The organism is Haloferax marisrubri (genome assembly GCF_001469875.2).
Taxonomy (GTDB): domain Archaea; phylum Halobacteriota; class Halobacteria; order Halobacteriales; family Haloferacaceae; genus Haloferax; species Haloferax marisrubri.
Genome location: NZ_LOPW02000017.1, coordinates 425,885 through 445,794, shown reverse-complemented (window position 1 = coordinate 445,794; position 19,910 = coordinate 425,885). Strand labels below are relative to the sequence as shown.

At 68.8% G+C, this 19,910-nt stretch carries 21 protein-coding genes; 11 read left to right on the top strand and 10 right to left on the bottom strand.

Annotation, left to right across the window (positions count from 1 at the left end; all coding sequences use genetic code 11):
* The first annotated feature begins 2 nt into the window (after positions 1-2).
* From ptsP to AUR65_RS20055, 4 genes are all read left to right on the top strand, one after another.
* Positions 3-1,700: a phosphoenolpyruvate--protein phosphotransferase gene (gene ptsP, locus AUR65_RS14460; RefSeq protein ID WP_058567527.1), complete on the top strand. Its 1,698-nt coding sequence runs from the start codon at positions 3-5 to the stop codon at positions 1,698-1,700.
* Positions 1,697-2,167, top strand: coding sequence for a fructose PTS transporter subunit IIB (ptfB, locus tag AUR65_RS14455; RefSeq protein ID WP_058567526.1), 471 nt, complete (start codon positions 1,697-1,699; stop codon positions 2,165-2,167). Before ptsP ends, ptfB begins: the two co-directional genes overlap by 4 nt.
* A gap of 164 nt (positions 2,168-2,331) precedes the next feature.
* Positions 2,332-3,324: a class II fructose-bisphosphate aldolase gene (fba, locus tag AUR65_RS14450; RefSeq protein ID WP_058567525.1), complete on the top strand. Its 993-nt coding sequence runs from the start codon at positions 2,332-2,334 to the stop codon at positions 3,322-3,324.
* Positions 3,325-3,528: 204 nt separating this feature from the next.
* Positions 3,529-3,678: a DUF7557 family protein gene (locus AUR65_RS20055; RefSeq protein ID WP_004970780.1), complete on the top strand. Its 150-nt coding sequence runs from the start codon at positions 3,529-3,531 to the stop codon at positions 3,676-3,678.
* 55 nt (positions 3,679-3,733) lie between these two features.
* Here the strand turns inward: AUR65_RS20055 and AUR65_RS20480 are convergent, their stop codons facing one another.
* Positions 3,734-3,859 carry a hypothetical protein gene (locus AUR65_RS20480; protein ID WP_255566848.1) on the bottom strand — a complete coding sequence of 42 codons (126 nt, stop codon included), beginning with the start codon at positions 3,857-3,859 and terminating at the stop codon, positions 3,734-3,736.
* 107 nt (positions 3,860-3,966) lie between these two features.
* Positions 3,967-4,413: a DUF5799 family protein gene (locus AUR65_RS14445; protein WP_042664487.1), complete on the bottom strand. Its 447-nt coding sequence runs from the start codon at positions 4,411-4,413 to the stop codon at positions 3,967-3,969.
* 142 nt (positions 4,414-4,555) lie between these two features.
* On the opposite strand from AUR65_RS14445, the gene AUR65_RS14440 reads away from it, so the two are divergent.
* Positions 4,556-5,776 (top strand): HAD family hydrolase, encoded by a 1,221-nt coding sequence (locus AUR65_RS14440; RefSeq protein ID WP_058567524.1) that lies wholly within the window; start codon positions 4,556-4,558, stop codon positions 5,774-5,776.
* Between the two features lie 29 nt (positions 5,777-5,805).
* Here the strand turns inward: AUR65_RS14440 and AUR65_RS14435 are convergent, their stop codons facing one another.
* On the bottom strand, positions 5,806-6,411 hold the full coding sequence (locus AUR65_RS14435; RefSeq protein WP_058567523.1) for a hypothetical protein: 606 nt from the start codon (positions 6,409-6,411) through the stop codon (positions 5,806-5,808).
* A 403-nt stretch (positions 6,412-6,814) separates the two neighbouring features.
* Here AUR65_RS14435 and AUR65_RS14430 point away from each other — a divergent pair, with 403 nt between their 5' ends.
* Both AUR65_RS14430 and AUR65_RS14425 read left to right on the top strand, forming a co-directional pair.
* Positions 6,815-7,261 (top strand): luciferase domain-containing protein, encoded by a 447-nt coding sequence (locus tag AUR65_RS14430; protein ID WP_058567522.1) that lies wholly within the window; start codon positions 6,815-6,817, stop codon positions 7,259-7,261.
* A 76-nt stretch (positions 7,262-7,337) separates the two neighbouring features.
* The gene (locus AUR65_RS14425; protein WP_058567521.1) at positions 7,338-8,576 is read left to right on the top strand and encodes a mandelate racemase/muconate lactonizing enzyme family protein; all 1,239 of its coding nucleotides are present in this window, start codon (positions 7,338-7,340) and stop codon (positions 8,574-8,576) included.
* A gap of 290 nt (positions 8,577-8,866) precedes the next feature.
* On the opposite strand, the gene galK is transcribed toward AUR65_RS14425, so the two are convergent.
* From galK to AUR65_RS14410, 3 genes are all read right to left on the bottom strand, one after another.
* The gene (galK, locus tag AUR65_RS14420; RefSeq protein WP_058567520.1) at positions 8,867-10,099 is read right to left on the bottom strand and encodes a galactokinase; all 1,233 of its coding nucleotides are present in this window, start codon (positions 10,097-10,099) and stop codon (positions 8,867-8,869) included.
* The gene (locus AUR65_RS14415; RefSeq protein ID WP_058567519.1) at positions 10,096-10,680 is read right to left on the bottom strand and encodes an MOSC domain-containing protein; all 585 of its coding nucleotides are present in this window, start codon (positions 10,678-10,680) and stop codon (positions 10,096-10,098) included. Before AUR65_RS14415 ends, galK begins: the two co-directional genes overlap by 4 nt.
* A 76-nt stretch (positions 10,681-10,756) precedes the next feature.
* Complete coding sequence (locus tag AUR65_RS14410) at positions 10,757-11,392, bottom strand: hypothetical protein (protein ID WP_058567518.1); 636 nt, start codon at positions 11,390-11,392, stop codon at positions 10,757-10,759.
* 139 nt (positions 11,393-11,531) lie between these two features.
* On the opposite strand from AUR65_RS14410, the gene AUR65_RS14405 reads away from it, so the two are divergent.
* The gene (locus AUR65_RS14405; RefSeq protein ID WP_058567517.1) at positions 11,532-13,280 is read left to right on the top strand and encodes a globin-coupled sensor protein; all 1,749 of its coding nucleotides are present in this window, start codon (positions 11,532-11,534) and stop codon (positions 13,278-13,280) included.
* A gap of 63 nt (positions 13,281-13,343) precedes the next feature.
* Positions 13,344-14,492, top strand: a complete 1,149-nt coding sequence (locus AUR65_RS14400) for an MBL fold metallo-hydrolase (protein WP_058567516.1) — start codon at positions 13,344-13,346, stop codon at positions 14,490-14,492.
* A gap of 114 nt (positions 14,493-14,606) precedes the next feature.
* On the opposite strand, the gene AUR65_RS14395 is transcribed toward AUR65_RS14400, so the two are convergent.
* From AUR65_RS14395 to AUR65_RS14385, 3 genes are all read right to left on the bottom strand, one after another.
* The gene (locus AUR65_RS14395) at positions 14,607-14,933 is read right to left on the bottom strand and encodes a 2Fe-2S iron-sulfur cluster-binding protein (protein WP_004969999.1); all 327 of its coding nucleotides are present in this window, start codon (positions 14,931-14,933) and stop codon (positions 14,607-14,609) included.
* 120 nt (positions 14,934-15,053) lie between these two features.
* Positions 15,054-15,539: a universal stress protein gene (locus AUR65_RS14390; protein ID WP_058567515.1), complete on the bottom strand. Its 486-nt coding sequence runs from the start codon at positions 15,537-15,539 to the stop codon at positions 15,054-15,056.
* A gap of 34 nt (positions 15,540-15,573) precedes the next feature.
* Positions 15,574-15,861, bottom strand: a complete 288-nt coding sequence (locus AUR65_RS14385; RefSeq protein ID WP_058567514.1) for a hypothetical protein — start codon at positions 15,859-15,861, stop codon at positions 15,574-15,576.
* 101 nt (positions 15,862-15,962) lie between these two features.
* On the opposite strand from AUR65_RS14385, the gene AUR65_RS14380 reads away from it, so the two are divergent.
* The gene (locus AUR65_RS14380; protein ID WP_058567513.1) at positions 15,963-17,606 is read left to right on the top strand and encodes a flippase activity-associated protein Agl23; all 1,644 of its coding nucleotides are present in this window, start codon (positions 15,963-15,965) and stop codon (positions 17,604-17,606) included.
* Between the two features lie 72 nt (positions 17,607-17,678).
* Here AUR65_RS14380 and AUR65_RS14375 read toward each other — a convergent pair whose 3' ends face one another.
* Positions 17,679-18,632: a transcription initiation factor IIB gene (locus AUR65_RS14375; RefSeq protein WP_004043457.1), complete on the bottom strand. Its 954-nt coding sequence runs from the start codon at positions 18,630-18,632 to the stop codon at positions 17,679-17,681.
* A 141-nt stretch (positions 18,633-18,773) separates the two neighbouring features.
* Between AUR65_RS14375 and AUR65_RS14370 the strand changes: the two genes are divergently transcribed.
* Entirely contained in the window at positions 18,774-19,757 is a 984-nt protein-coding gene (locus AUR65_RS14370; RefSeq protein ID WP_058567512.1) for a lamin tail domain-containing protein, read from the top strand.
* The last annotated feature ends 153 nt before the right edge of the window (positions 19,758-19,910 follow it).

The window sequence follows — 19,910 nt, the reverse complement described above, 5'->3', positions numbered from 1 at the left end:
CCATGACCGAACGAACCCTCTCCGGCATCGGCGTGACACCGCTTTCGGGCGTCGGCACCGTCGTCTGGTACCGACCGGACGCCGACCTCCCCGAGCCGCCGGCCCCGGAAGACGTGGACGGAGACGCCGAACTGGCGCGCTTCGAGGACGCCCGCGCGGCCGCCGAAGACGAACTCGAAGCCGAGCGCGAGCGGACCGCCGAACGCGTCGGCGAGGAGGAGGCCGCGGTGTTCGACGCGCACGTCCAGTTCCTCAACGACCCGCAGATAACCGACGGCGTCACCGACGCCATCGAGGGCGGGCTCCCGGCCGAACACGCCGTACAGGAGACGTTCTCCGAGTTCGTCGAGCAGTTCGAGAATATGGGCGGTCGCATGGGCGAGCGCGCCGACGACCTCCGCGACGTGCGCGACCGGCTCGTTCGCGTCCTCTCGGACGGCGAGCGCGTCGACCTCTCGTCGCTGCCGGAGGGGAGCGTCGTCGTCGCGGAACGGCTCACGCCGAGCGACACGGCGCAACTCGACCCGGAGCGCGTCGCCGGCTTCGTCACGGTGACGGGCGGCCGCACCTCCCACGCGGCCATCTTCGCGCGCTCGCTCGCCCTGCCGGCCATCGTCGGCGTGGGCGAGGAACTCCAGTCCGTCGAGGACGGCGCAGAAGTCGTCGTCGACGGCGAGTCGGGCGACTTCGTGGTCGACCCGAGCGACGAGCGCAAGGAGGCCGCCGCGGCCGCCGCCGACGTGGACGTCCGACACGAGTCGGTCGAAACCGCGGACGGCGTCGAAATCGAGGTCGCCGCCAACATCGGTACGCTGGCGGACCTCGGGCCGGCCGTCGACCGCGGGGCCGACGGCGTCGGCCTGTTCCGCACCGAGTTCCTCTTCCTCGACCGCGAGTCGCCGCCGGACGAAGACGAGCAGTACGAGGCGTACGTCGAGGCGCTCGAATCGTTCGACGGCGGGCGCGTCGTCGTCCGGACCCTCGACATCGGCGGCGACAAGCCGGTCCCGTACCTCGACCTGCCGGACGAGGAGAACCCGTTCCTCGGCGAGCGCGGCATCCGCCGGTCGCTCGGCCCGGACGCTGACCTCTTCGAGACGCAGGTCCGCGCGCTCCTGCGCGCGGCGGCCAGCGCCGACGGCGCGAACCTGTCGGTGATGCTCCCGCTCGTCTCGACGGTCGAGGAGCTTCGCGCCGGCCGAGAGCGGTTCGAGTCGGTCGCGGCCGACCTCGACGCCGAGGGCGTCGAAAACGAACTGCCCGAGTTCGGCATCATGGTCGAGACGCCCGCCGCGGCGTTCATGGCCGACCAGTTCGCGCCGCACGTCGACTTCTTCAGCATCGGGACGAACGACCTCGCGCAGTACGTGATGGCCGCCGAGCGCGGCAACGAGCGCGTCTCGGACCTCGGCGACTACCGACAGCCGGCGGTCCTCCGCGCCATCGACGCCACCGTCTCGGCGGCCGAGGGCGAGGACTGCTGGGTCGGCATGTGCGGCGAGATGGCCGGCGACCCGGACCTCACCGAACTGCTCGTCGGGCTCGGCCTCGACGAACTGAGCATGAGCGCGGTGACGGTGCCGCAGGTCAAGGCGGCCGTCGCGGAGACCGACACCGCGGACGCCCGCGAACTCGCGGAACGCGTCCTGCAGGCCGACACCAAGGCTGAAGTCGCGGAAATCCTTACACTAGACCAATGAAACTCGTCGCAGTCACATCCTGTCCGACCGGAATCGCACACAGCCAGATGGCGGCCGAGAACCTCCTGCAGGCCGGCGAGCGCCTCGGCCACGACATCGACGTCGAGGTCCAGGGCGCGATGGGCACGCAGGACGAACTGTCCTCGGACGCCATCGCCGAGGCGGACGCGGTCATCATCACCTCGGACACCTCGGTCAGCCGCGACCGCTTCGACGGGAAACTCGTCCTCAAGGGAACCGTCAAAGACGGCGTGAACAACGCCGAGGCCGTCGTGGAGAAGGCCGTCGAACTCGCCGAGGCCGGCAAGACCGGCTCGGTCACGTTCGGAAGCGGCGACGACGGCGAGGACGCCGACGCCGGTGCCGACGACTCGTCCGGCGACGCCGCGGAATCGGACGAACCCGTGCGCCGCGGCGGCGACCCCGAGAAGGGGCTGTTCGCCCGGCTGAAGAAGCTGTTCTCGTAACGCTCGCCGACGTTTTCCGTTTTTCTCCCGTCTCCCAGCGGCGGCGCTCCGTCGGTCGATGAAAATTAACTCGAACGCGAACAAACGAAAACGTGCAGAATCGAAACTCGCTTCCCATACATTATTAGTCTCGCAGTCGTTGACGAAACCGAGGTGAACGCATAATGCCGTTCTACGGCGGGGAGGAACTCGCCACAGTGTACGACGAGGCGCTCGACGAAGGATTCGGCCTCATCGCGAGTAACATCGCGGAGCCGAACATTATGATGGGTCTCATGGAGGGAGCCGACCGGATGGACTCGGACCTCCTGTTGCAGATGAGCGGCGGGGCCTGCCGGTTCGCGGGCGACGGCGACGCCGTCGCGGGCCTGAAGGCCATGGGGAACTACATCGAGACCATCGCCGAGCGGTACGACATCGGCGTCTTCCTCAACATGGACCACCAGACGGACCTCGAGTTCATCGAGCAACAGATCGAACTCGACATCCCGTCGTCCATCATGATCGACGCCTCCCACGAGCCGTTCGACGAGAACGTCGAGACGAGCCGCGAGGTCGTCGAGATGGTGGAAGCCGCGGGCTCCGACGTCCTCATCGAGGCCGAACTCGGCCAGATCAAGGGCGTCGAGGACGAAATCGAGGCCGAAGAGGCGTTCTACACGGACCCCGAACAGGCCGTCGAGTTCGTCGATAAGACGGGCGCGGACCTGCTCGCTATCTCCGTGGGCACGCAGCACGGCGTCGCCAAGGGCAAGGACCTCGAACTCCGCCCGGACCTCGCCCAGGACATCCGGCAGGCCCTGCGCGACCACGGCCTCGACACGCCGCTCGTCCTCCACGGCTCTTCGGGCGTCCAGCCCGACCAACTGCAGGAGATGCTCAAACACGGCATCTGTAAGGTCAACAAGGACACCCGCTACCAGTACGAGTACACCCGCACCGCGTACGACCGATACAACGAGGAACCCAACGCCATCGTCCCGCCGGAGGGCGTCGAGGACGCCCGCGACACGTTCTTCAACGAGACCGACTGGTCGCCGAACAAGGACGTGTTCGACCCCCGCGTCGCCGGTCGCGACATCCGCGAGCGCATCGCCGACGTGCACGCCGACCTGACCGAAGTCTCCGGCAGCGCCGGCCAGTCCCTGTTCAAGTAACGCCGCGCGGGCGGTGACTCGTTCACCGTCGAGCGCTCGCCGCGTCCGCACCGCGGACCGGCACCGGCCGTCGTCTCCACCCGGCACACCGCCGGCTTTTCGTTTCGATACGCGTCCCGCCCAGCGGCCGCGCTCTCGGTGCTCGACGGCAGTCGAACCCGCCGCCCCACGTCGCTTAAGGTGTCACGCGGCGTGGGTGTAGGTATGCCGCAGATTCACCTCGACGACGAGACGGTCGCCCGACTCGACGCGCTCCGCGAGGAAGACGAGGAGTACGACGAACTCATCAACGAGCTGATGAACATCTACGAGGCGAGCGAGCGGACGCTGTTCCACGCCGGCGACGAGTACTGAACCCGAACTCGGCATCGGCGCTCGGGCGTTTAATCGACTGATTCGCGGTGGGTCGTTACAACCCGAGCCACCGCGCGAGCGCTCCCGCGAGGAGCACCACTGCGCCGGCGATAAACGTACCGGGAATCGGAAGCACGAACAGGAGTCCACCGAACGCGAAGACCAGCGTTGACGGTCTCATCTACCGAGGATATCGCGTGCGAGCCTGTTACGAATTGTGGCCCTCGAACAGAATGTCGGCCTCAGCCCCCGAATGAGCGCCGTCGCCACCGCCGGCCGGTTACCCCGCTATTCGAGGTAGCTGACGCGGACCTGATTCCACTTGCCCTTCTTTTCGAGGTGGTCTTGGAGCGCGTCGGCATACTCTTGTGTGAGTCGCTCCGCGTCCTCCAGTTTCTCCTGTTCGCCCTTCTTGCCGCCGCCGCCCATCCCGAGCGCGCCCTTGATGGAGTCGACGATACCGCCGCCGCCGGACGACGAGTCGTCGCCGCCACCGCCCATCGCGCCCATCTGACTGCGGATGTTGTCGAGTTCGGGGATAATCTGCGGGACTTTCTCCGTGTCGGCGACGATGCGCGCCTCCTCGGGGTCGTCCGCGTTCTCGATTTCGAACTCGGTCGCCGTCATGATGAGACCCCACTCCTGACTGTTGAACCGGGAGTTCATCACCTGCTCGTTGAACTCGCGGTCCACCGTCATCCGGTCGCCGACGATGCTGTCGGTCCAATGTGCCATGTGCACACGTCGTCGGCCGGTCGGTATCAGAGTTGCGGGGCCGACCGCCGGCGGCGGCGACCGCTTATCTGTCCACCGGCGAGACGCCGGGGGCAATTGCCTCCCACGCGGGTTTAATGCGGTTGGGTGACGACCCCGAATCATGGAGCGGTACGACCTCCTGTACAGACTGTACGGGAACTTCGACGCGGACGCGGTCCGGGACGCACAGGACTTCGTCGACCTCTTACCGCCGCTCGGTTCGCCGGTGGCGCTGTCGCACTGGCAGGAGGTCGACGACGAACTCACGGCGCGGAAAGACCGCATCCGCCGGGCGCTCTCCGACGGCGACCGCTACGCCGAACTCGCCGCGCGCGCGACGCGAGACCAGGCGTTCACCGCCCTCGACCTCTACACGAAGTACGGGCGGGCGGTGAACGCGCTCGTCCTCGACGTGGACGAGACGCTGCGCTCGGCGGGCCAGACGGACAACGAGATTCCCCGGGAGGTGCTGCACCTCCTCACTCAGTTCCACGAGCGAGGCGTCCCCATCGTCATCTGTACCGGCCAGACCCTAGAGAACGTCAAGGGCTTCGCCATTCAGGGGCTGGGCAACGAACTCGTCCACTCGGGGGACGTGAGCATCGTCTACGAGGCGGGCACCGGCGTCTTCACGCCCGGTCACGGACCCGACACGAAGCGGCTCCTCTACGAGACGCTCGACGACCCGGTGCAGTCGGTCTTCGAGTCGGTTCGCGGGCGCGTCATCAGCGACCTCCCCGACGCGCTCCGTGGTGGCGTTCACCTGCAGGGCAACGAGTTCAACGTCACGCTCAAGCCGAACTTCGAGACCGGGAGCGACGACGCCGAGGAAGTCATCGACGGCGCGCTCGTCTACCTGCTGGACCTCCTCGGCGAGGCGCTCACCGACGACCCCGCCGGCCCCGACTGGGCGCGGGCGTACTTCGCGGCGCGCGACCCGGAGATACGCGACGTGCTCGACGACCGCGACGCGCTTCCCGACTCGGACACGGCGATTCCCGAGGACGTCGAACGGACCCTCGAACGCGTGACGGTCGCGTACTACCACGCCGACGCCGCCGAACTCTCGGCGGTCGACCTGAACAAGGCGGCGGGCGTCCGCGCGGCCCTCGACGTGCTCGGGGTGGACGACCCGTTCGTCCTCGTGATGGGCGATTCGAAGTCCGACCTCGACGTGATGACGTGGGCCGCCGAAAACGAGTGCGGGCTCGCGGCGGCCCCGGAACACTCCTCGCCGGGAGTGCTCGAACACGTCCGCGAGACCGACGAACTGGTGTTTCCCCGAGGCGACGCCGCCTCGGTGCTCCGGACCGCCTACGCCCTCAATCTCCTCGTCGACTGAGGTGGCCGCGCCGGACCGGCGTCTGGTGACTACACCGTGCACATCCCGATGTCGCCACCGTCCGAGCCGTCGCCGGTATCGCCGTCACCGTCACCCGAGCCGTCGCCGGTCGAATCGTCCGATGACGAGCCGGTGTCGTCGGTGGTCGAACCGTCGTTCGTGGAGTCGCCCGTGCTGTCGTCGGTCGAGTCGTCGGACGAGTTCTCCTCGGTCGTGCTGTCGTCAGTCGAATCGTCGGCAGACGAGTCGTCGCTGTCGTTGCTGTCGTTGCTGTTCGACTTCGAACTGCTACGCTTCTTCTTCGAGGACTTCTTCGTCGTCGAGTCGGTGTCGTCGTCGGTGACGGTCTCGACCGTCTCGAACGAGCCGCTCGCGTTCTCGGAGTCGCCGGCAGACGAGTCGGGGTCGGAGGCTCCCGCGTCACCCGAGTTATCGGCGACGACGGGCTCTTCTTCGACTTCGGGTTCGTCGTCCGGCGCGTCGTCAGCGGCGGGGTCGGTCACGTCCGCACCGATACTTCTATCGGCATCGTCGGCGGGGGAGGGCGTCTCGGGCGTGTTCACGCCGCCGGACAGGAGGGCGAACACGACGATGACGAGGACGACGGCACCGACGCCGAGTTGGCCGAGGTTCATCGCGCGGCCTCCCGGGAGTCGGGGTCGGTTCCCTGTGTCGGAACATCGGTGGCAGTCAGAGACATGGTTCGACCTGTTATTTGCGTCCCGAGGGTTTCGTTACGAATCGTCTACCCTCGACGCCGATGCGGCCCGGGTTTCGTCGGACGGAGAGCGAACCCTCGGGACGGACTCGTCCTCCGAAGTCGTCACGGGATACGAAAATTCGGGTTCCTAACCCGTGTTAATCCGCGAATACCGCGTCGTTCCGAGTGTCTATTTTCGACAGACACTCACCGTGAACTGAATGTCCGGAAGTCCTGTCGTTATCGTCCGGCTACGGGCTTCGAACCGGGCTGTCGGGCGTCGTGCCTCGGGACGGTCCGACTCTGTCGTTATCTTCTTGGAGCGCGTACATTCACCAATGACTGCCTCCATCGACAGAATCGTCTCGCGGGTCTCGCGGTGGCCCGGCGTCGAGACCGCACCGCACCGCTTCGGGGGAACGGAGTTCCTCGTCGCCGGGAGAGAAATCGGCCACGTCCACGACGCCGGCGTCGTCGACCTCGCGCTCACGAAGCGCGTCCGCGACGTGCTCCTGACTGACGGCCTCGCGGACCCGCACCACGTGCTTCCCGACTCCGCGTGGGTGACCTACCGCGTCCGAAGCGCCGCCGACGTGCCGGGCGCGATGCGCCTGCTCAGACTCGCGTACCTCTGGCGACTGCTCGCGCTCCGCCGCCGCGGCGTCGACATCGACCCGTCGGCGGACCCCGAAACCGACCTCCGGCGACTCGACTTCCCCGCCGACCTCGACGCGCTCGTCCGAGAGACGTTCCGCGACTCGCTGGACCGACGCGCGCCGGTCTGACCGCGCCCCGCGAGGCCCGACCGGAGACATGTCTCGGTCGGAAAAACTTTACTAACGTCCGAGTAAACCACTCTGCATGGGTAAGAACTACGCGGAGTTACACGATCCGAACGCGGAGTACACGATGCGAGAGCTGTCGGCGGAGACGATGGGCGTGACGGCCAAGCGCGGCGGCGGCCGCGACGTCGAAATCACCGACGTGCAGACGACGATGGTCGACGGCAACTTCCCGTGGACGCTCGTCCGCATCTACACCGACGCGGGCGTCGTCGGCACCGGCGAGGCCTACTGGGGCGCGGGCGTGCCCGAACTCATCGAGCGCATGAAGCCGTTCGTCATCGGCGAGAACCCCCTCGACATCGACCGCCTGTACGAGCATCTCGTCCAGAAGATGTCCGGTGAGGGCTCCGTCGAGGGCGTCACCGTCACCGCCATCGCGGGCATCGAAATCGCGCTGCACGACCTCGCGGGCAAGATTCTCGACATCCCCGCCTATCAGCTTCTCGGCGGGAAGTACCGCGACAAGGTCCGCGTCTACTGCGACTGCCACACCGAAGAGGAGGCCGACCCCGAAGCGTGCGCCGACGAGGCGGAGCGCGTGGTTGACGAACTCGGTTACGACGCGCTGAAGTTCGACCTCGACGTGCCGTCGGGCTTCGAGAAGGACCGCGCGAACCGCCACCTGCGACCCGGCGAGATTCGGCACAAGGCCGAAATCGTCGAGAAGGTGACAGAGCGCGTCAAGGACAAGGCGGACGTGGCGTTCGACTGCCACTGGACGTTCTCGGGCGGGAGCGCAAAGCGCCTCGCGGCCGCGCTCGAAGACTACGACGTGTGGTGGCTCGAAGACCCCGTGCCGCCGGAGAACCTCGACGTGCAGGAGGAGGTCACGAAGTCCACGCTCACGCCCATCACGGTCGGTGAGAACCGCTACCGCGTGACGGAGCTTCGCCGCCTCATCGAGAATCAGGCCGTGGACATCGTCGCGCCCGACATGCCGAAGGTCGGCGGGATGCGCGAGACGCAGAAAATCGCGGACGTGGCGAACCAGTACTACGTGCCGGTCGCGATGCACAACGTCTCGTCGCCGGTCGCGACGATGGCCTCCGCGCACGTCGGCACGGCGATTCCGAACTCGCTGGCGGTCGAGTACCACTCCTACGAGCTGGGCTGGTGGGGCGACCTCGTCGAGGAGACGGTCATCGAGGACGGCTACATCGAGATTCCGGAGAAGCCGGGCCTCGGCGTGACGCTGGACATGGACACCGTCGAAGAGCACATGGTCGACGGCGAGACGCTGTTCGACGAGGAGTGAAACGACTCGTCGAGCCAACAGACGCGTAGCGTCTGTTATGTTCGACGAGGCGTAAGCCGAAGTCGAATCAGTCGAGCTTCGCTCGACACTATTCGACGAGGAGTGAAACGACTCGTCGAGCCAGCAGCACGGAGTGCTGCGCTGTTCGACGAAGCGTAAGCTTCGGCGAGCCGGTGAATCTCTGATTCACCTCGTTCGACGAGGCGGAAGCCGAAGCAGAATCCACCCCCGAACTCACGGACCCGCATTCCGATTTTTCCGAGACTCCACGCGGAGCCGTCGGCTCGCGCTCACTCCTCGCCGACCAGTCGAACGCCGGCCGACGGGCGGCAGGCGAACACGTCGGCGTCGGGGCCGACGCGCTCGGGGGCGGCGTCTCGAATCTCACGCGCCGCCCGGTCGAGTGCGTCGTCATCGACCAGCGCAACCGCGCTCCCGCCGAAACCGCCGCCGGTCATCCGCGCGCCGTAGACGCCCGACGTCTCGGCGGCGAGTTCGACCGCCGCGTCGAGTTCCGGACAGCTCACTTCGTAGTCGTCGCGCAGACTCTCGTGCGCCGCGAGCATCGCGTCGCCAACGCGGTCGAGGTCGCCGGCGACGAGCGCGTCGCGGGCGCGACGGACGCGCTCGTTTTCGGTCACGACGTGTCGAACCCGGCGGCGGTGCATCGGGTCCAGCGCGGCGGCGTGGGCGTCGAGGAGGTCGCGGTCCACGTCGCGCAGGGAGTCGAGATCGCGGTCGGCGACCTCGCGGAGGGAATCGAGCGCCGCCGCGCACTCGCGGACGCGGTCGTTGTAGCCCGACTCCGTCAGTTCGTGGGAGACGCCGGTGTCGATGACGAGGACGCCGACGCCGTCGCCGAGTGGAACCGGCTCGAACTCGCGGCTCCGGCAGTCGAGAAAGAGCGCCGAGTCGGCCTCGCACAACGCCGCCGAAAACTGGTCGAGGATGCCGCACTCGACGCCGACGCCCTCGCGTTCGGCCCGCCAGCACGCCAGCGCGAGGTCGGCGGTGGGGAGGTCACGCCCGGAGACCGCGAGGAGCGCGCGGCCGACAGAGAGTTCGAGCGCGGCCGACGAGGAGAGCCCCGCGCCCGTGGGCACGTCCGAGGCGATGGCGAGGTCCGCGCCGCCGACCGGGCGGTCCTCACGGAGGACGCGAGCGACCGCGGCGACGTAGGCCGCCCAGCCCTCGGGGTCGTCGCCGGGGGCGAGTTCGGCCGTCTCGTCAAAGTCGGCGGCGCGGACGCGGAGTCGGCCGTCGCTTCTCGGGCGGGCCGCGACCGCGACGTGGCGGTCCACGGCCATCGGGAGACAGAGGCCGTCGTTGTAGTCCGTGTGGCCACCGACGAGGTTCACTCGGCCGGGAGCGACGGCGACCGTCGGGGCCGCCCTCGCGGGCGAGTCTGCGGCCGACGCCGAGGTGTCGCCGTCGTCCCGGAGCGACGCGAGTGCGGCCTTCGAGCGCTCGACCGGATTCGAGGCCGTCGCGCCCACGGCGTCGGTATCGTCGTCACCAGTCATTCGTGGTTGTCCCCGTGTTCCTCGTGGCTTGCCGCGGCTTCGTCGTCGTCCGCGACTCGCTCACCGCCGAGTCGCTGGGCTATCTGGCGGCCCAGTTCGCGCGGGTTCGCCTCGGTCACGCGGAGGTCGTCGCCGACCGCGACCCGGCCGGGCGCGAGCACGTCCGCGCAGATGCCGCCGCGGGACTCGCGGAGGGCGTCGCCCACGTCGTCGTCGCCGACGAGGTCCGCGAGGTACGCGCAGGGCGGCCTGAGTTTCGTCCCGCGGAGTTCGGCCCCGCCGAGTTCGAACGTCGCGTCGAGCAGGTCGGCGAGGTCGACGCCGCGGACGACGACGTTCCGGCGGTGTTGGCCGTCAGCGAGGTCGAGGTCGTACTCGCGCGCCGCATCGTCCAGCACCGCGGCGTCGACGAGCGTCACCTGACAGCCGTCGGTCGCCGAGTAGAAGCCGTCGCCGTCGGCGTAGCGGTCGCCTTCGATGCCGCCCGCCGCGACCGCGACGGTCTCGTGGGAGTCCATCGGCTCCCCCTTCGACGGCGCGGTGTACAGCGCTTCGACGCGCCCGCGAACCTCGGAAGTCATACCTCCGGCTACCACTCGGGGACACGAATAGGTTGGGTCGACGACGCGGGGCGGTTCCGGGCGCCCTCGACTCGGCTCAGCAGAGCGGCTTCGGGTCCACGCCGAGTTCGGCGAGGCCGTCGGCGTAGTCGTCGTACGCCAGTTGGACGACGTACTCGGCGACCATCCGGGCGCGCTCCCAGTCCTCGTCGGTCTCGCAGCGGTCGGCCAACAGGTCGAGGCCGGTCGTCAGCGTCTCCTCGGTCTCGGCTTTCAGGTCGCGAAAGAGGTCGGCGCGGGGCTCGTCCGCCTCGTTGACGAAGAAGCCGATGACCTGCGTGTGGGTCCGAATCGAGACGAGTCCGCGGCCGACCATCCCGGCGGCGGCCCGCTCGACCGTGTCCTCGCGCCCGCGGAGGTACGCGTGCATCACGCCGGGTTCATCCGGGAGGTCGACCTCCTCGTCGAGCGCGTCGAGGACGCGGTCGAGGTGTTCGGCCTCTTGGGCCGCGGTGGCCTCGAAGGCGGCTCTCGCTTCCTCGTCGGACTCGTCGGCGGCCCACCCCTCGAACGTCCCGCGGGCCGCGTGCTCGGAGTACGCGGCGGCGCGGAGCACCGCCGGTTCGGAGAGGTCCGCATCGGTCAGCGCCAACAGGAGCTTCGACGAGCCGAGTCGGTCGAGTTGCGTGCGCTTCGCCGTCTCGATTGACTCGCGGAACGAATCGGCGTCCATACCGCCTATCGGCCCGCCAGTCACGTGAACATTCGGTCCGGTCCACGACTGTGGGATTCTCACGGCAATCAGTTCCGGTATCACTCGTGATATTCTGCGGTGAGGGTTGAAATACTGGTGTCTGTTGAGAACGGTATATATGACTGACTCCTCGGGGCAAGTCGACGCCAACGCGCGAGCGCGCGTCGATGGAGACGCGCTGCTCTCGCAGTTGGACATCGACGTGGCGGAAATCGACCGACGGAAATCGTTCGTTCGTCTCTCGGAGGGTGACGAACGTCGCCTGCACGACCTCGAACCGCTCTTGGACGAGTTTGCGGACGAGTTCGCGGCGGAGTTCTACGACCACCTCGGCGAGCACGCGTCGGCGGCGAAGTTCTTCGGTCGCTCGACGAAGAACACGGAGATGCTGCAGGCCGACCAGGCGGCCTACCTCCGCGAACTCGGCCGCGGCGAGTACGGCGAGGACTACTTCGCGAAGCGGGCGCGCATCGGGAAGTTACACGATATGATAGACCTCGGGCCGAAGTTCTACCTCGGGGCGTACTCGGTCTACTACGAGGGTATTCTCGGTGCCGTCGCGGACGAGGTGAAAGCGGAGTTCACCGGCGGCGACACGACGGGGAGCGACGCCGATATCGGTGCCGACGACGACGACGACGGCCTCCTTTCGGGACTGCTCGGTGGCGCGTCCGGCGTCTCCAGCGGTCTCCGCGGTGGCGACGGGCGAGTCGAAGACGCCGTCGACGAGGTCGTCGCGCGTATCCTCCCCGTGTTGAAGCTCCTGTCTCTCGACCAGCAGGTGGCGATGGAGACGTACATCCACTCGTACAGCCGGGCCGCGCGGGAGGCCGCCGAGCGTCGGCGCGCCCTCGCAAACGAGGTCGAAGCCGACGTGAGCGAGCCGGTCGAGTCGCTCCTGCGGACCTCCGAGGAAGTCACCGAGCGGACCGACGACATCGAGACCACGGCGCAGGCGCAGGCCGACGACATGGCGACGGTCGCCGCCGAGGTGTCGGACATGAGCGCGACCGTCGAGGAAATCGCGGCGACCGCGGAGGAGGTCGAGCGGACCAGCGCCGACGCCGCCATGCGCGCCGCCGAGGGCGAGGACGCCGCCGACGAGGCCATCGACGTGATGCGCGACGTGAGCGAGGCCGCGGAGACCGCCTCCGAGGACGTCCAGCAACTGCACGACCAAATCGCGGAGATAGACGAGGTGCTCGACGCCATCAACGACATCGCGGAGCAGACGAACCTGCTCGCGCTCAACGCCTCCATCGAGGCCGCCCGCGCCGGCGACGCGGGCGAGGGGTTCGCCGTCGTCGCCAGCGAGGTCAAGAACCTCGCGGAGGAGTCGCAGGCCCGCGCCGCCGAGGTCGAAGGCACGGTTGACCAAATCCAGACCGAGGCGAAGGAGACCATCGAGAGCCTCTCGCAGACGACCGGGCGACTCTACGACGGCATCGACCGCGGCGAGGACGTGATGGGGAGCCTCTCGGACATCTCGGCGGCGGTCGAACAGGCAACCGTCGGCGTCGGCGAAGTCGCCTCGGCGACCGACGACCAAGCCGAGAGCGCCGAGCAAATCGCCCGCATGGTCGACGACGCGACCGCCCGCGCGACCACCGTGTCGGACCAAATCGGCGACATCGCCGACGCCAACCGCTCGCAGACCGAACAGGTGCTCTCGATTCGTCACGCCGCCGAACGTCTCGGCGGTGGCGGGACGGCCGACGCCACCGGACCGAACACCGCTCGGGAGATGGGGACCGGCACCCAACCTGCTGGCGGCATCGACGGCCCGCCGGCCGGCGTCCTCGACGAGTCCGGCTTCGACCAACCGCCCTCGAACCGCCTGAGCAACGACGGCGGAACGACCGAGTAGCGGACGCTCTCCTCGTTTCGGCCCGCGGAGCGTTCTTCCGCCCGGCGCGCGTATCGTGTGCGTATGACTCCCGAGGAACTGGCGGCCCGACTCGCCCGCGGCGACCCCACGACGGTGCTCGACGTGCGCAACCGCGACGAGTTCGAGACGTGGCGCGTCGATGGCGCGGCCGTGACCGCGACGCAGATTCCGGCGATTCGCTTCACGCAGGCCGAGATTCGCGGGACGGTCGACGAACTCGCGGCCGAGTTCCGAGACGCCCCCTCGCCGGTGGTCGTCGTCTGCGCGGAGGGCCGGTCGAGCGCGCACGTCGCCGACCTGCTTTCCGAGGCCGGCGTCCCCGCCGAGAACCTCGAAACCGGCATGGACGGCTGGGCGCGCGTCTACCGCGCCCGCGAATTCCCCGTCGGGAACGCGGACGCGGACGCGACGGTCCTCCAGTACGACCGCCCCTCAAGCGGCTGTCTCGCCTATCTGGTCGTCGCCGGCGACGAGGCGGTCGTCGTCGACCCCCTTCGGGCGTTCGCGGACCGATACGTCGAAGACGCCCGCGAGCACGGTGCGGAAGTCGTCGCCGCCGTCGACACCCACGTCCACGCCGACCACGTCAGCGGCGTCAGCGCGGTCGCGGAGCGCACCGACGCGAGCGCCGTCCTCCCGGCGGGCGCGACCGACCGCGGCCTCGATTTCGACGCGCGACTCGTCGCTGACGGCGAGACCGTCGGCGTCGGCGACGCGGAACTCGTCGCCGTCCACGCGCCGGGGCACACGACCGAGATGACCGCGTTCCGACTCGGCGACCTGCTTCTCGCCGGCGACAGCCTCTTCCTAGAGAGCGTCGCTCGCCCGGACCTCGAAGACGGCGACGAGGGCGCGCCCGATGCTGCGAGGCGGCTTCACGCGACGCTCACGGAACGCTACGGGGAGTTCGCCGACGACACGCTGGTCGCGCCCGCCCACTACGGCCCCCGGACGGTCCCGGACGAAACCGGCGCGTACGTCGCGGAACTCTGGACGCTCCGGGACCGACTCGGGGCGCTCTCGATGGACGAGGCGGCGTTCGTCTCGTTCGTCTGTTCCGATATGCCGCCGCGGCCGGCCAACTACGAGCGCATCATCGAGACGAACCTCGGGCGCGACTCGCTGTCGGACGAGGAGGCGTTCGAAGTCGAGTTGGGGCCGAACAACTGCGCGGCGACGAGCGAGGCGTGAGACGCGGTCCGCGAGACCCGCGGCCGAGCTATGTCGGGCCGGCGCGTCGGCTCAGCGGCGCGCTGCGGAACTGAGAACGTGGGCCGGCGGCCCGGCCCCGGAGAGTACCCGTCGTCAGTCGTCGTCTGCGGCGGTGCCGGCGGCCGCGGCGTCGCCCTCGATGCTCGGCGGGTAGACGCCGCGGTCGAGTTTGAGGTCGCTCTGCGGGCGGGCCATGCAGGTGAGCGCGAAGCGCTCGGCCTCCTCGTCGGTCAGCCCGCGGGCGGCGGGCTGGGTGACGTCGCCTTCGAGAATCTCGGCGGAGCAAGCGAGGCACATCCCGACGCGGCAGGAGTACTCCTGTGCGATGCCCTCCTCGATGCAGGCCTTGAGGATAGTCTGCTTGTCGGAGACGGTGATGGTCTCGCCCGTGCCGACGAACTCGACGGTGTACTCGGTCATACCGCGGCCTATGAGCGACCGCACCAAAACTGTTTATCAAAGCCGCGGCCCCCCGTCGCCGACCGCGCCGGCCGAGATGAACGGACGATGCGGCGAACGCTCGACTCGCGCCCGTTCGGGCTACTCCTCGGTTTCGGCGTCCGCGTCCGTCTCTTCGTCCGCGGCATCCGCCTCGTCTTCGTCGTCCAGTCGGATGGTGAGCACCGGCACCGGCGAGGTGCGGACGACGCGCTCGGTGACGCTTCCGAGGAGATAGTGGCTCAGCCCCGTGCGCCCGTGGGTACCCATGACGACGAGGTCTATCGCGTGGTCGTCGATGTACTCCCGGATGGAGCGGTAGGCGGTCCCGGTGACGACCTCCGCCTGTACCTCGATACCGGCCTCCTCGGCGGCCTCGCTGACGTGTCGGGTCGCGGCGTCGCCCTCCCGTTCGAGGGCGTCGATGACCACGTCCGCGCCGGCGTCGAGCGAGGTGTAGATGCTGGTGTCGACGACGTACAGCGCGTGAATCCGCGCGTCGTAGGTCTTCGCGAGGTCGAGCGCGTGGTCGATGGCGCGTTCGGCGGCCTTGCTACCGTCGGTCGGGACGAGGATTTCGCTGTACATGACAAATTATACTTAGTTCGGAACGGGGTTAATACTACTCCTCGTTCTCGTCGCCTCGGAACGACAGGACGGCCTCCTCGCAGGCCTGCAGTCCGTCGATTCGCTCGGTCTCGTCGTCGAGTTCGACCGTCTCGACGACCGACCAGCCGGCGTCGTCCTCGTAGGCGATGGCCTTGACCCACCCCTCGGTGGCGACGAGCAGACTTCGGGCGGGACCGTCGTCCTCGACGGCGACGACGAGTTCGAACGCGTCGGCGCGGTTCAGCGAAGTCAGCTCCTGCGGTTCGAGGGGGCGAGCGGGTAGCGACTCGATGAGCGACATATCCGAGTGCTACCGGTCGGCGGGGATGACGCTTTCGAAGGGGCGGGCCGCCGGCCTTCCAAGTCGTAACCTTTCTGCCGTCCGGCGCGCCACGTCATCCCATGATTCCCTCCCGCGTCGGGCGGCGACCCGACCGAACGACGCTCGCCGTCGTCGCGCTCGCCGCCGCGGCGCTCGTCGTCCGCCTCGTCGGCCTCGGCGACCGGCCGCTTCACTGGGACGAGGCCCGCGTCGGCTACTGGAGCCTCCGGTCGCTCGAAACCGGCTTCTTCTCGTACCGCCCCGTCGCCGGCGGCCCGCTCGTCTACCTCCTCTCGCGGCCGTCGCTCGCGCTGTTCGGCGCGACGGACTTCGCGCTCCGCCTCCCCTTCGCGCTGTTCGGCGCGGCCCTCCCGCTCGCCGCGCTCCTCTTCCGCGGCCGCCTCGCCGCCGACGAGACCGTCGGGTTCGCGGCCGTCCTCGCGGCGAACCCGATTCTCCTCTACTACGGCCGGTTCGCCCGCGGCGACGTGCTCGCGGTCGGCTTCTCGCTCGTCGCCTTCGGCTTCGCGCTCTGCCTCGTCGATGGCGCGGGGCGGCGCAACGCCTACGGACTCGCCGCGGCCGTCGCGCTCGCCGTCGCCTCGTCGGGACTCGGTCTCGTCGCGCTCGGCTGTCTCGGCGTCGCCGGGCTCTTGGTGTTCGACCACGCGGCGCTCCTCCCCTCGGCGCGACCGGCCGCGATGCGCCTCGGTGAGTACACCGCCCGACTCCGCGGTGCGGCGACGCCCGCGGCCCGCGCGCTCCTCGTCTTCGTCGCGCTCTACGTCTTCGCGTTCGCCCCGCGGGCGGGCGACACCGACGGTGTGGGGCTCTACACGCCGGGGACGGTTCTCGGCGCAATCGACGCGGCGCTGTTCGACTCGGTCCGTCGGTTCGTCGGCGTCCGCGTCGTCGACCGCTACCCGGAGGGGGCCCACGAGTACCTCCCGTACCTCGGCGACCTCCTCGGAACGCTCGTGCTCGCGGCGCTCCCGGTCGTCCTCCTCGGCGCGGCGGTGTTCCTCGTCGACCGCTACACGGCCGGCGGGCCCCGTCCGGAGGTGTCGGCGGCGGTCTACTGGGCCGGCGCGTCGTTGGTGTTCGTCCCCATGCTGACCGAGGTGTCCGCGCCGTGGCTCGGCGTCTACGTCGTCGTCCCGCTCGCGCTCCCGGCGGGTATCGGTCTCGCGGCGCTCGTCCGCTGGGGTCGGAGCGCGTTCGACACCCGGAACGTGCCCCGCGTCGCGGCCGCGGTCATCGTCCTGCTCGCGCTCGTCGCCCAGACCGGCGCGGTGGCGACGACCGAGGCGTACGGCCCGAGCGACCGCGACACCGAACTCGCGCACTTCGCACAGCCGTCCAGCGAGTTCTCGTCGTTCCGCGACAACCTCTCGGCGTGGGTCGGGCCGACCGACGACGAGGGGCCGGAGGTGCTCTACTACGGGAGTTCGATGTACGTCGCCGACGGCGCGGCCGACTATCCGCCGGTCCCCGAGTCGTGGGGCGAACAGCTCCCGATGGCGTGGTACGTCGAGCGAATCGGTGCCGACTCGACGTCGGCGGCGACGCCTGAGGCGCTCGAAACCCGGTCGTCGGTGCCGCCGGTAGTCATCGCGCCCGCCGACGAGCGCGGGACGGTCGCGCCGCTCCTCGACGGTTACGTCGCACACCAGTACGACACCGGCCTCTGGGGTCGGTCGGTCGTGGTGTTCGTGAAAAACTAAAACTGAGCGTCGTCGACGGACGTCAGTCGGTGACGGTGAGCCGGGTCGCGGGTCGGGTCGGCAGGCCGACGCTCAGCGGAAGCCCATCGCTTCGATCTGTTCTTGGTAGCGGTTCCGGATAGTGACTTCCGTCACCTGCGCCACGTCCGCGACCTCGCGCTGGGTCTTCTTCTCGTTGCAGAGAAGCGACGCGGCGTAGATTGCGGCGGCGGCGAAGCCGGTCGGCGACTTGCCCGACAGCAGGCCCTGCTCGGCGGACACGTCGATGATTTCGGTCGCCTTCGCCTGTACCTCCTCGGAGAGGTCGAGCGCGGAGGCGAACCGCGGGACGAACTGCTTGGGGTCGACGGGCTTGAGTTCGAGACCGAGTTCCTGCGAAATGTAGCGGTACGTGCGACCGATTTCCTTCTGCGGGACGCGCGATACCTCCGCGACCTCGTCGAGCGAGCGCGGGATGCCTTCCTGACGGCAGGCGGCGTACAGCGCCGATGTGGCGACGCCCTCGATGGAGCGCCCGCGAATCAGGTCCTCGTTGAGCGCGCGGCGATAGATGACCGAGGCGACCTCGCGGACCGACCGCGGGACGCCGAGCGCCGACGCCATGCGGTCGATTTCGCTGAGCGCGAACTGCAGGTTGCGCTCGCCGGCGTCCTTCGTCCGAATGCGCTCTTGCCACTTGCGCAGGCGGTGCATCTGCGAGCGTTTCTCGGACGAAAGCGAGCGGCCGTAGGCGTCTTTGTCCTTCCAGTCGATGGTCGTCGTCAGCCCCCGGTCGTGCATCGTCTCCGTGATGGGCGCACCCACGCGCGACTTCGACTGGCGCTCGGAGTGGTTGAACGCCCGCCACTCCGGGCCGCGGTCGATTTGTCGCTCATCGAGGACGAGACCACAGTCGTCACACACCAGCTCCCCCTGGTCTGCGTCCGTGACGATCTGGTCAGAGCCGCACTCCGGACAGTTGACTTGCTCGTCCTCTTGTGCCGTTGCCTCCTCCTCTCGCTGACGCTGCCGGCTCGGACGTTCCATTAAAAGGTTTCTGGTGGAGCGTGAATTTAAACCTTTGTAACAGAAATATGATAAAGGCCGCTGTCTGGCGATTCGACGACTCCGAATTCGGGCGACTGGGACGCACCTACTTATACAGTTCCCTGACTAACGGTGAATCGAATGGTCAGACGTGCTACCACGACACTCGTTGTCGTCGTTCTCGCGGTCCTCGCGGGCTGTCTCGGCGGGGGTGGCGCGGGCGCGCCGACGACGGTCGAATCGACCGTGACGGAGACGGCGTCGCCGACGGCGCAGTCGGGGTCGCCGACGACCGCGGCCGCCGCGGGCGACGTGACAGTCGAGGTGGTCGAGGTGGTCGACGGCGACACAATCAAGGTCGTCATGCCGGACGGCGCGCGCGAGACGGTTCGGCTCCTCGGCGTCGACACCCCGGAGGTCCACGCCGAGAACACGCCCGACGAGTTCGAGGGCGTCCCCGAGACCGAGGCCGGCCGGACCTGCCTCCGCGCGGCCGGCGAGAACGCGAGCGCCTACGCGAAGTCCCGACTCGCCGACCGAACCGTCGAACTCCGCTACGACGAGAAAGCCGGCGAGCGCGGCTACTACGGCCGACTCCTCGCGTACGTCGTCGTCGACGGCGCGGAGTTCAACCACGACCTCATCGCCGAGGGCCACGCCCGGGTCTACGAGAGTTCGTTCGAGGAGCGCGAGCGCTACGAGCGCGCCGAACGCGACGCCAGAGAGCGCGGGGTCGGCCTCTGGTCCTGCGCGACCGAAGGGTCGGCCGCGGGCGGCGCGGACGCGACCACCGACGACGGCCTCTCGGTCTCGGTCGTCGCCGACGCGCCCGGCAACGACAACGACAACCTGAACGAGGAGTACGTCACGCTCCGGAACGACGGCGACGCCGCCATCGACCTCTCGGGGTGGACCGTCTCCGACGCGGCGGGCGCGACCTACACGTTCGCCGAGGGGACCGAACTCGACCCCGGCGCGTCGCTGACGCTCCACACGGGGTCGGGAACCGACACCGACGAGGACGTCTACTGGGGTCGCGGCGGCGCGGTGTGGAACAACGGCGGCGACACGGTCACGATTCGCGACGCCGCGGGGACTGAGGTACTCTCGTACACGTACGAGTAGCGAAATTAACGTCGGAATGAACCTCGGCGTCCGAGTGGACCGCCCGCGCGGTCAGGGGGAATGGGGGTGGAGCGTGTGCCCCCATCGGCAGTACGGTTACCATGGCTATCAGCCCCTAGGCTGTCACGCCGGAACGGCGAAGCCCCGCGCCAT

Excerpts from the sequence above, each read along its gene's own strand:
- fba (WP_058567525.1), top strand. The coding sequence starts at position 2,332 with ATGCCGTTCTACGGCGGGGAGGAACTCGCCACAGTGTACGACGAGGCG.
- AUR65_RS14405 (WP_058567517.1), top strand. The coding sequence starts at position 11,532 with ATGACTGACTCCTCGGGGCAAGTCGACGCCAACGCGCGAGCGCGCGTC.
- AUR65_RS14415 (WP_058567519.1), bottom strand. The coding sequence starts at position 10,680 with ATGACTTCCGAGGTTCGCGGGCGCGTCGAAGCGCTGTACACCGCGCCG.
- AUR65_RS14400 (WP_058567516.1), top strand. The coding sequence starts at position 13,344 with ATGACTCCCGAGGAACTGGCGGCCCGACTCGCCCGCGGCGACCCCACG.
- AUR65_RS14390 (WP_058567515.1), bottom strand. The coding sequence starts at position 15,539 with ATGTACAGCGAAATCCTCGTCCCGACCGACGGTAGCAAGGCCGCCGAA.
- AUR65_RS14410 (WP_058567518.1), bottom strand. The coding sequence starts at position 11,392 with ATGGACGCCGATTCGTTCCGCGAGTCAATCGAGACGGCGAAGCGCACG.
- AUR65_RS14370 (WP_058567512.1), top strand. The coding sequence starts at position 18,774 with ATGGTCAGACGTGCTACCACGACACTCGTTGTCGTCGTTCTCGCGGTC.
- AUR65_RS14395 (WP_004969999.1), bottom strand. The coding sequence starts at position 14,933 with ATGACCGAGTACACCGTCGAGTTCGTCGGCACGGGCGAGACCATCACC.
- AUR65_RS14445 (WP_042664487.1), bottom strand. The coding sequence starts at position 4,413 with ATGGCACATTGGACCGACAGCATCGTCGGCGACCGGATGACGGTGGAC.
- AUR65_RS20055 (WP_004970780.1), top strand. The coding sequence starts at position 3,529 with ATGCCGCAGATTCACCTCGACGACGAGACGGTCGCCCGACTCGACGCG.
- AUR65_RS20480 (WP_255566848.1), bottom strand. The coding sequence starts at position 3,859 with ATGAGACCGTCAACGCTGGTCTTCGCGTTCGGTGGACTCCTGTTCGTG.
- AUR65_RS14385 (WP_058567514.1), bottom strand. The coding sequence starts at position 15,861 with ATGTCGCTCATCGAGTCGCTACCCGCTCGCCCCCTCGAACCGCAGGAG.
- AUR65_RS14380 (WP_058567513.1), top strand. The coding sequence starts at position 15,963 with ATGATTCCCTCCCGCGTCGGGCGGCGACCCGACCGAACGACGCTCGCC.
- AUR65_RS14430 (WP_058567522.1), top strand. The coding sequence starts at position 6,815 with ATGACTGCCTCCATCGACAGAATCGTCTCGCGGGTCTCGCGGTGGCCC.
- AUR65_RS14425 (WP_058567521.1), top strand. The coding sequence starts at position 7,338 with ATGGGTAAGAACTACGCGGAGTTACACGATCCGAACGCGGAGTACACG.
- ptsP (WP_058567527.1), top strand. The coding sequence starts at position 3 with ATGACCGAACGAACCCTCTCCGGCATCGGCGTGACACCGCTTTCGGGC.
- AUR65_RS14435 (WP_058567523.1), bottom strand. The coding sequence starts at position 6,411 with ATGAACCTCGGCCAACTCGGCGTCGGTGCCGTCGTCCTCGTCATCGTC.
- galK (WP_058567520.1), bottom strand. The coding sequence starts at position 10,099 with ATGACTGGTGACGACGATACCGACGCCGTGGGCGCGACGGCCTCGAAT.
- ptfB (WP_058567526.1), top strand. The coding sequence starts at position 1,697 with ATGAAACTCGTCGCAGTCACATCCTGTCCGACCGGAATCGCACACAGC.
- AUR65_RS14375 (WP_004043457.1), bottom strand. The coding sequence starts at position 18,632 with ATGGAACGTCCGAGCCGGCAGCGTCAGCGAGAGGAGGAGGCAACGGCA.
- AUR65_RS14440 (WP_058567524.1), top strand. The coding sequence starts at position 4,556 with ATGGAGCGGTACGACCTCCTGTACAGACTGTACGGGAACTTCGACGCG.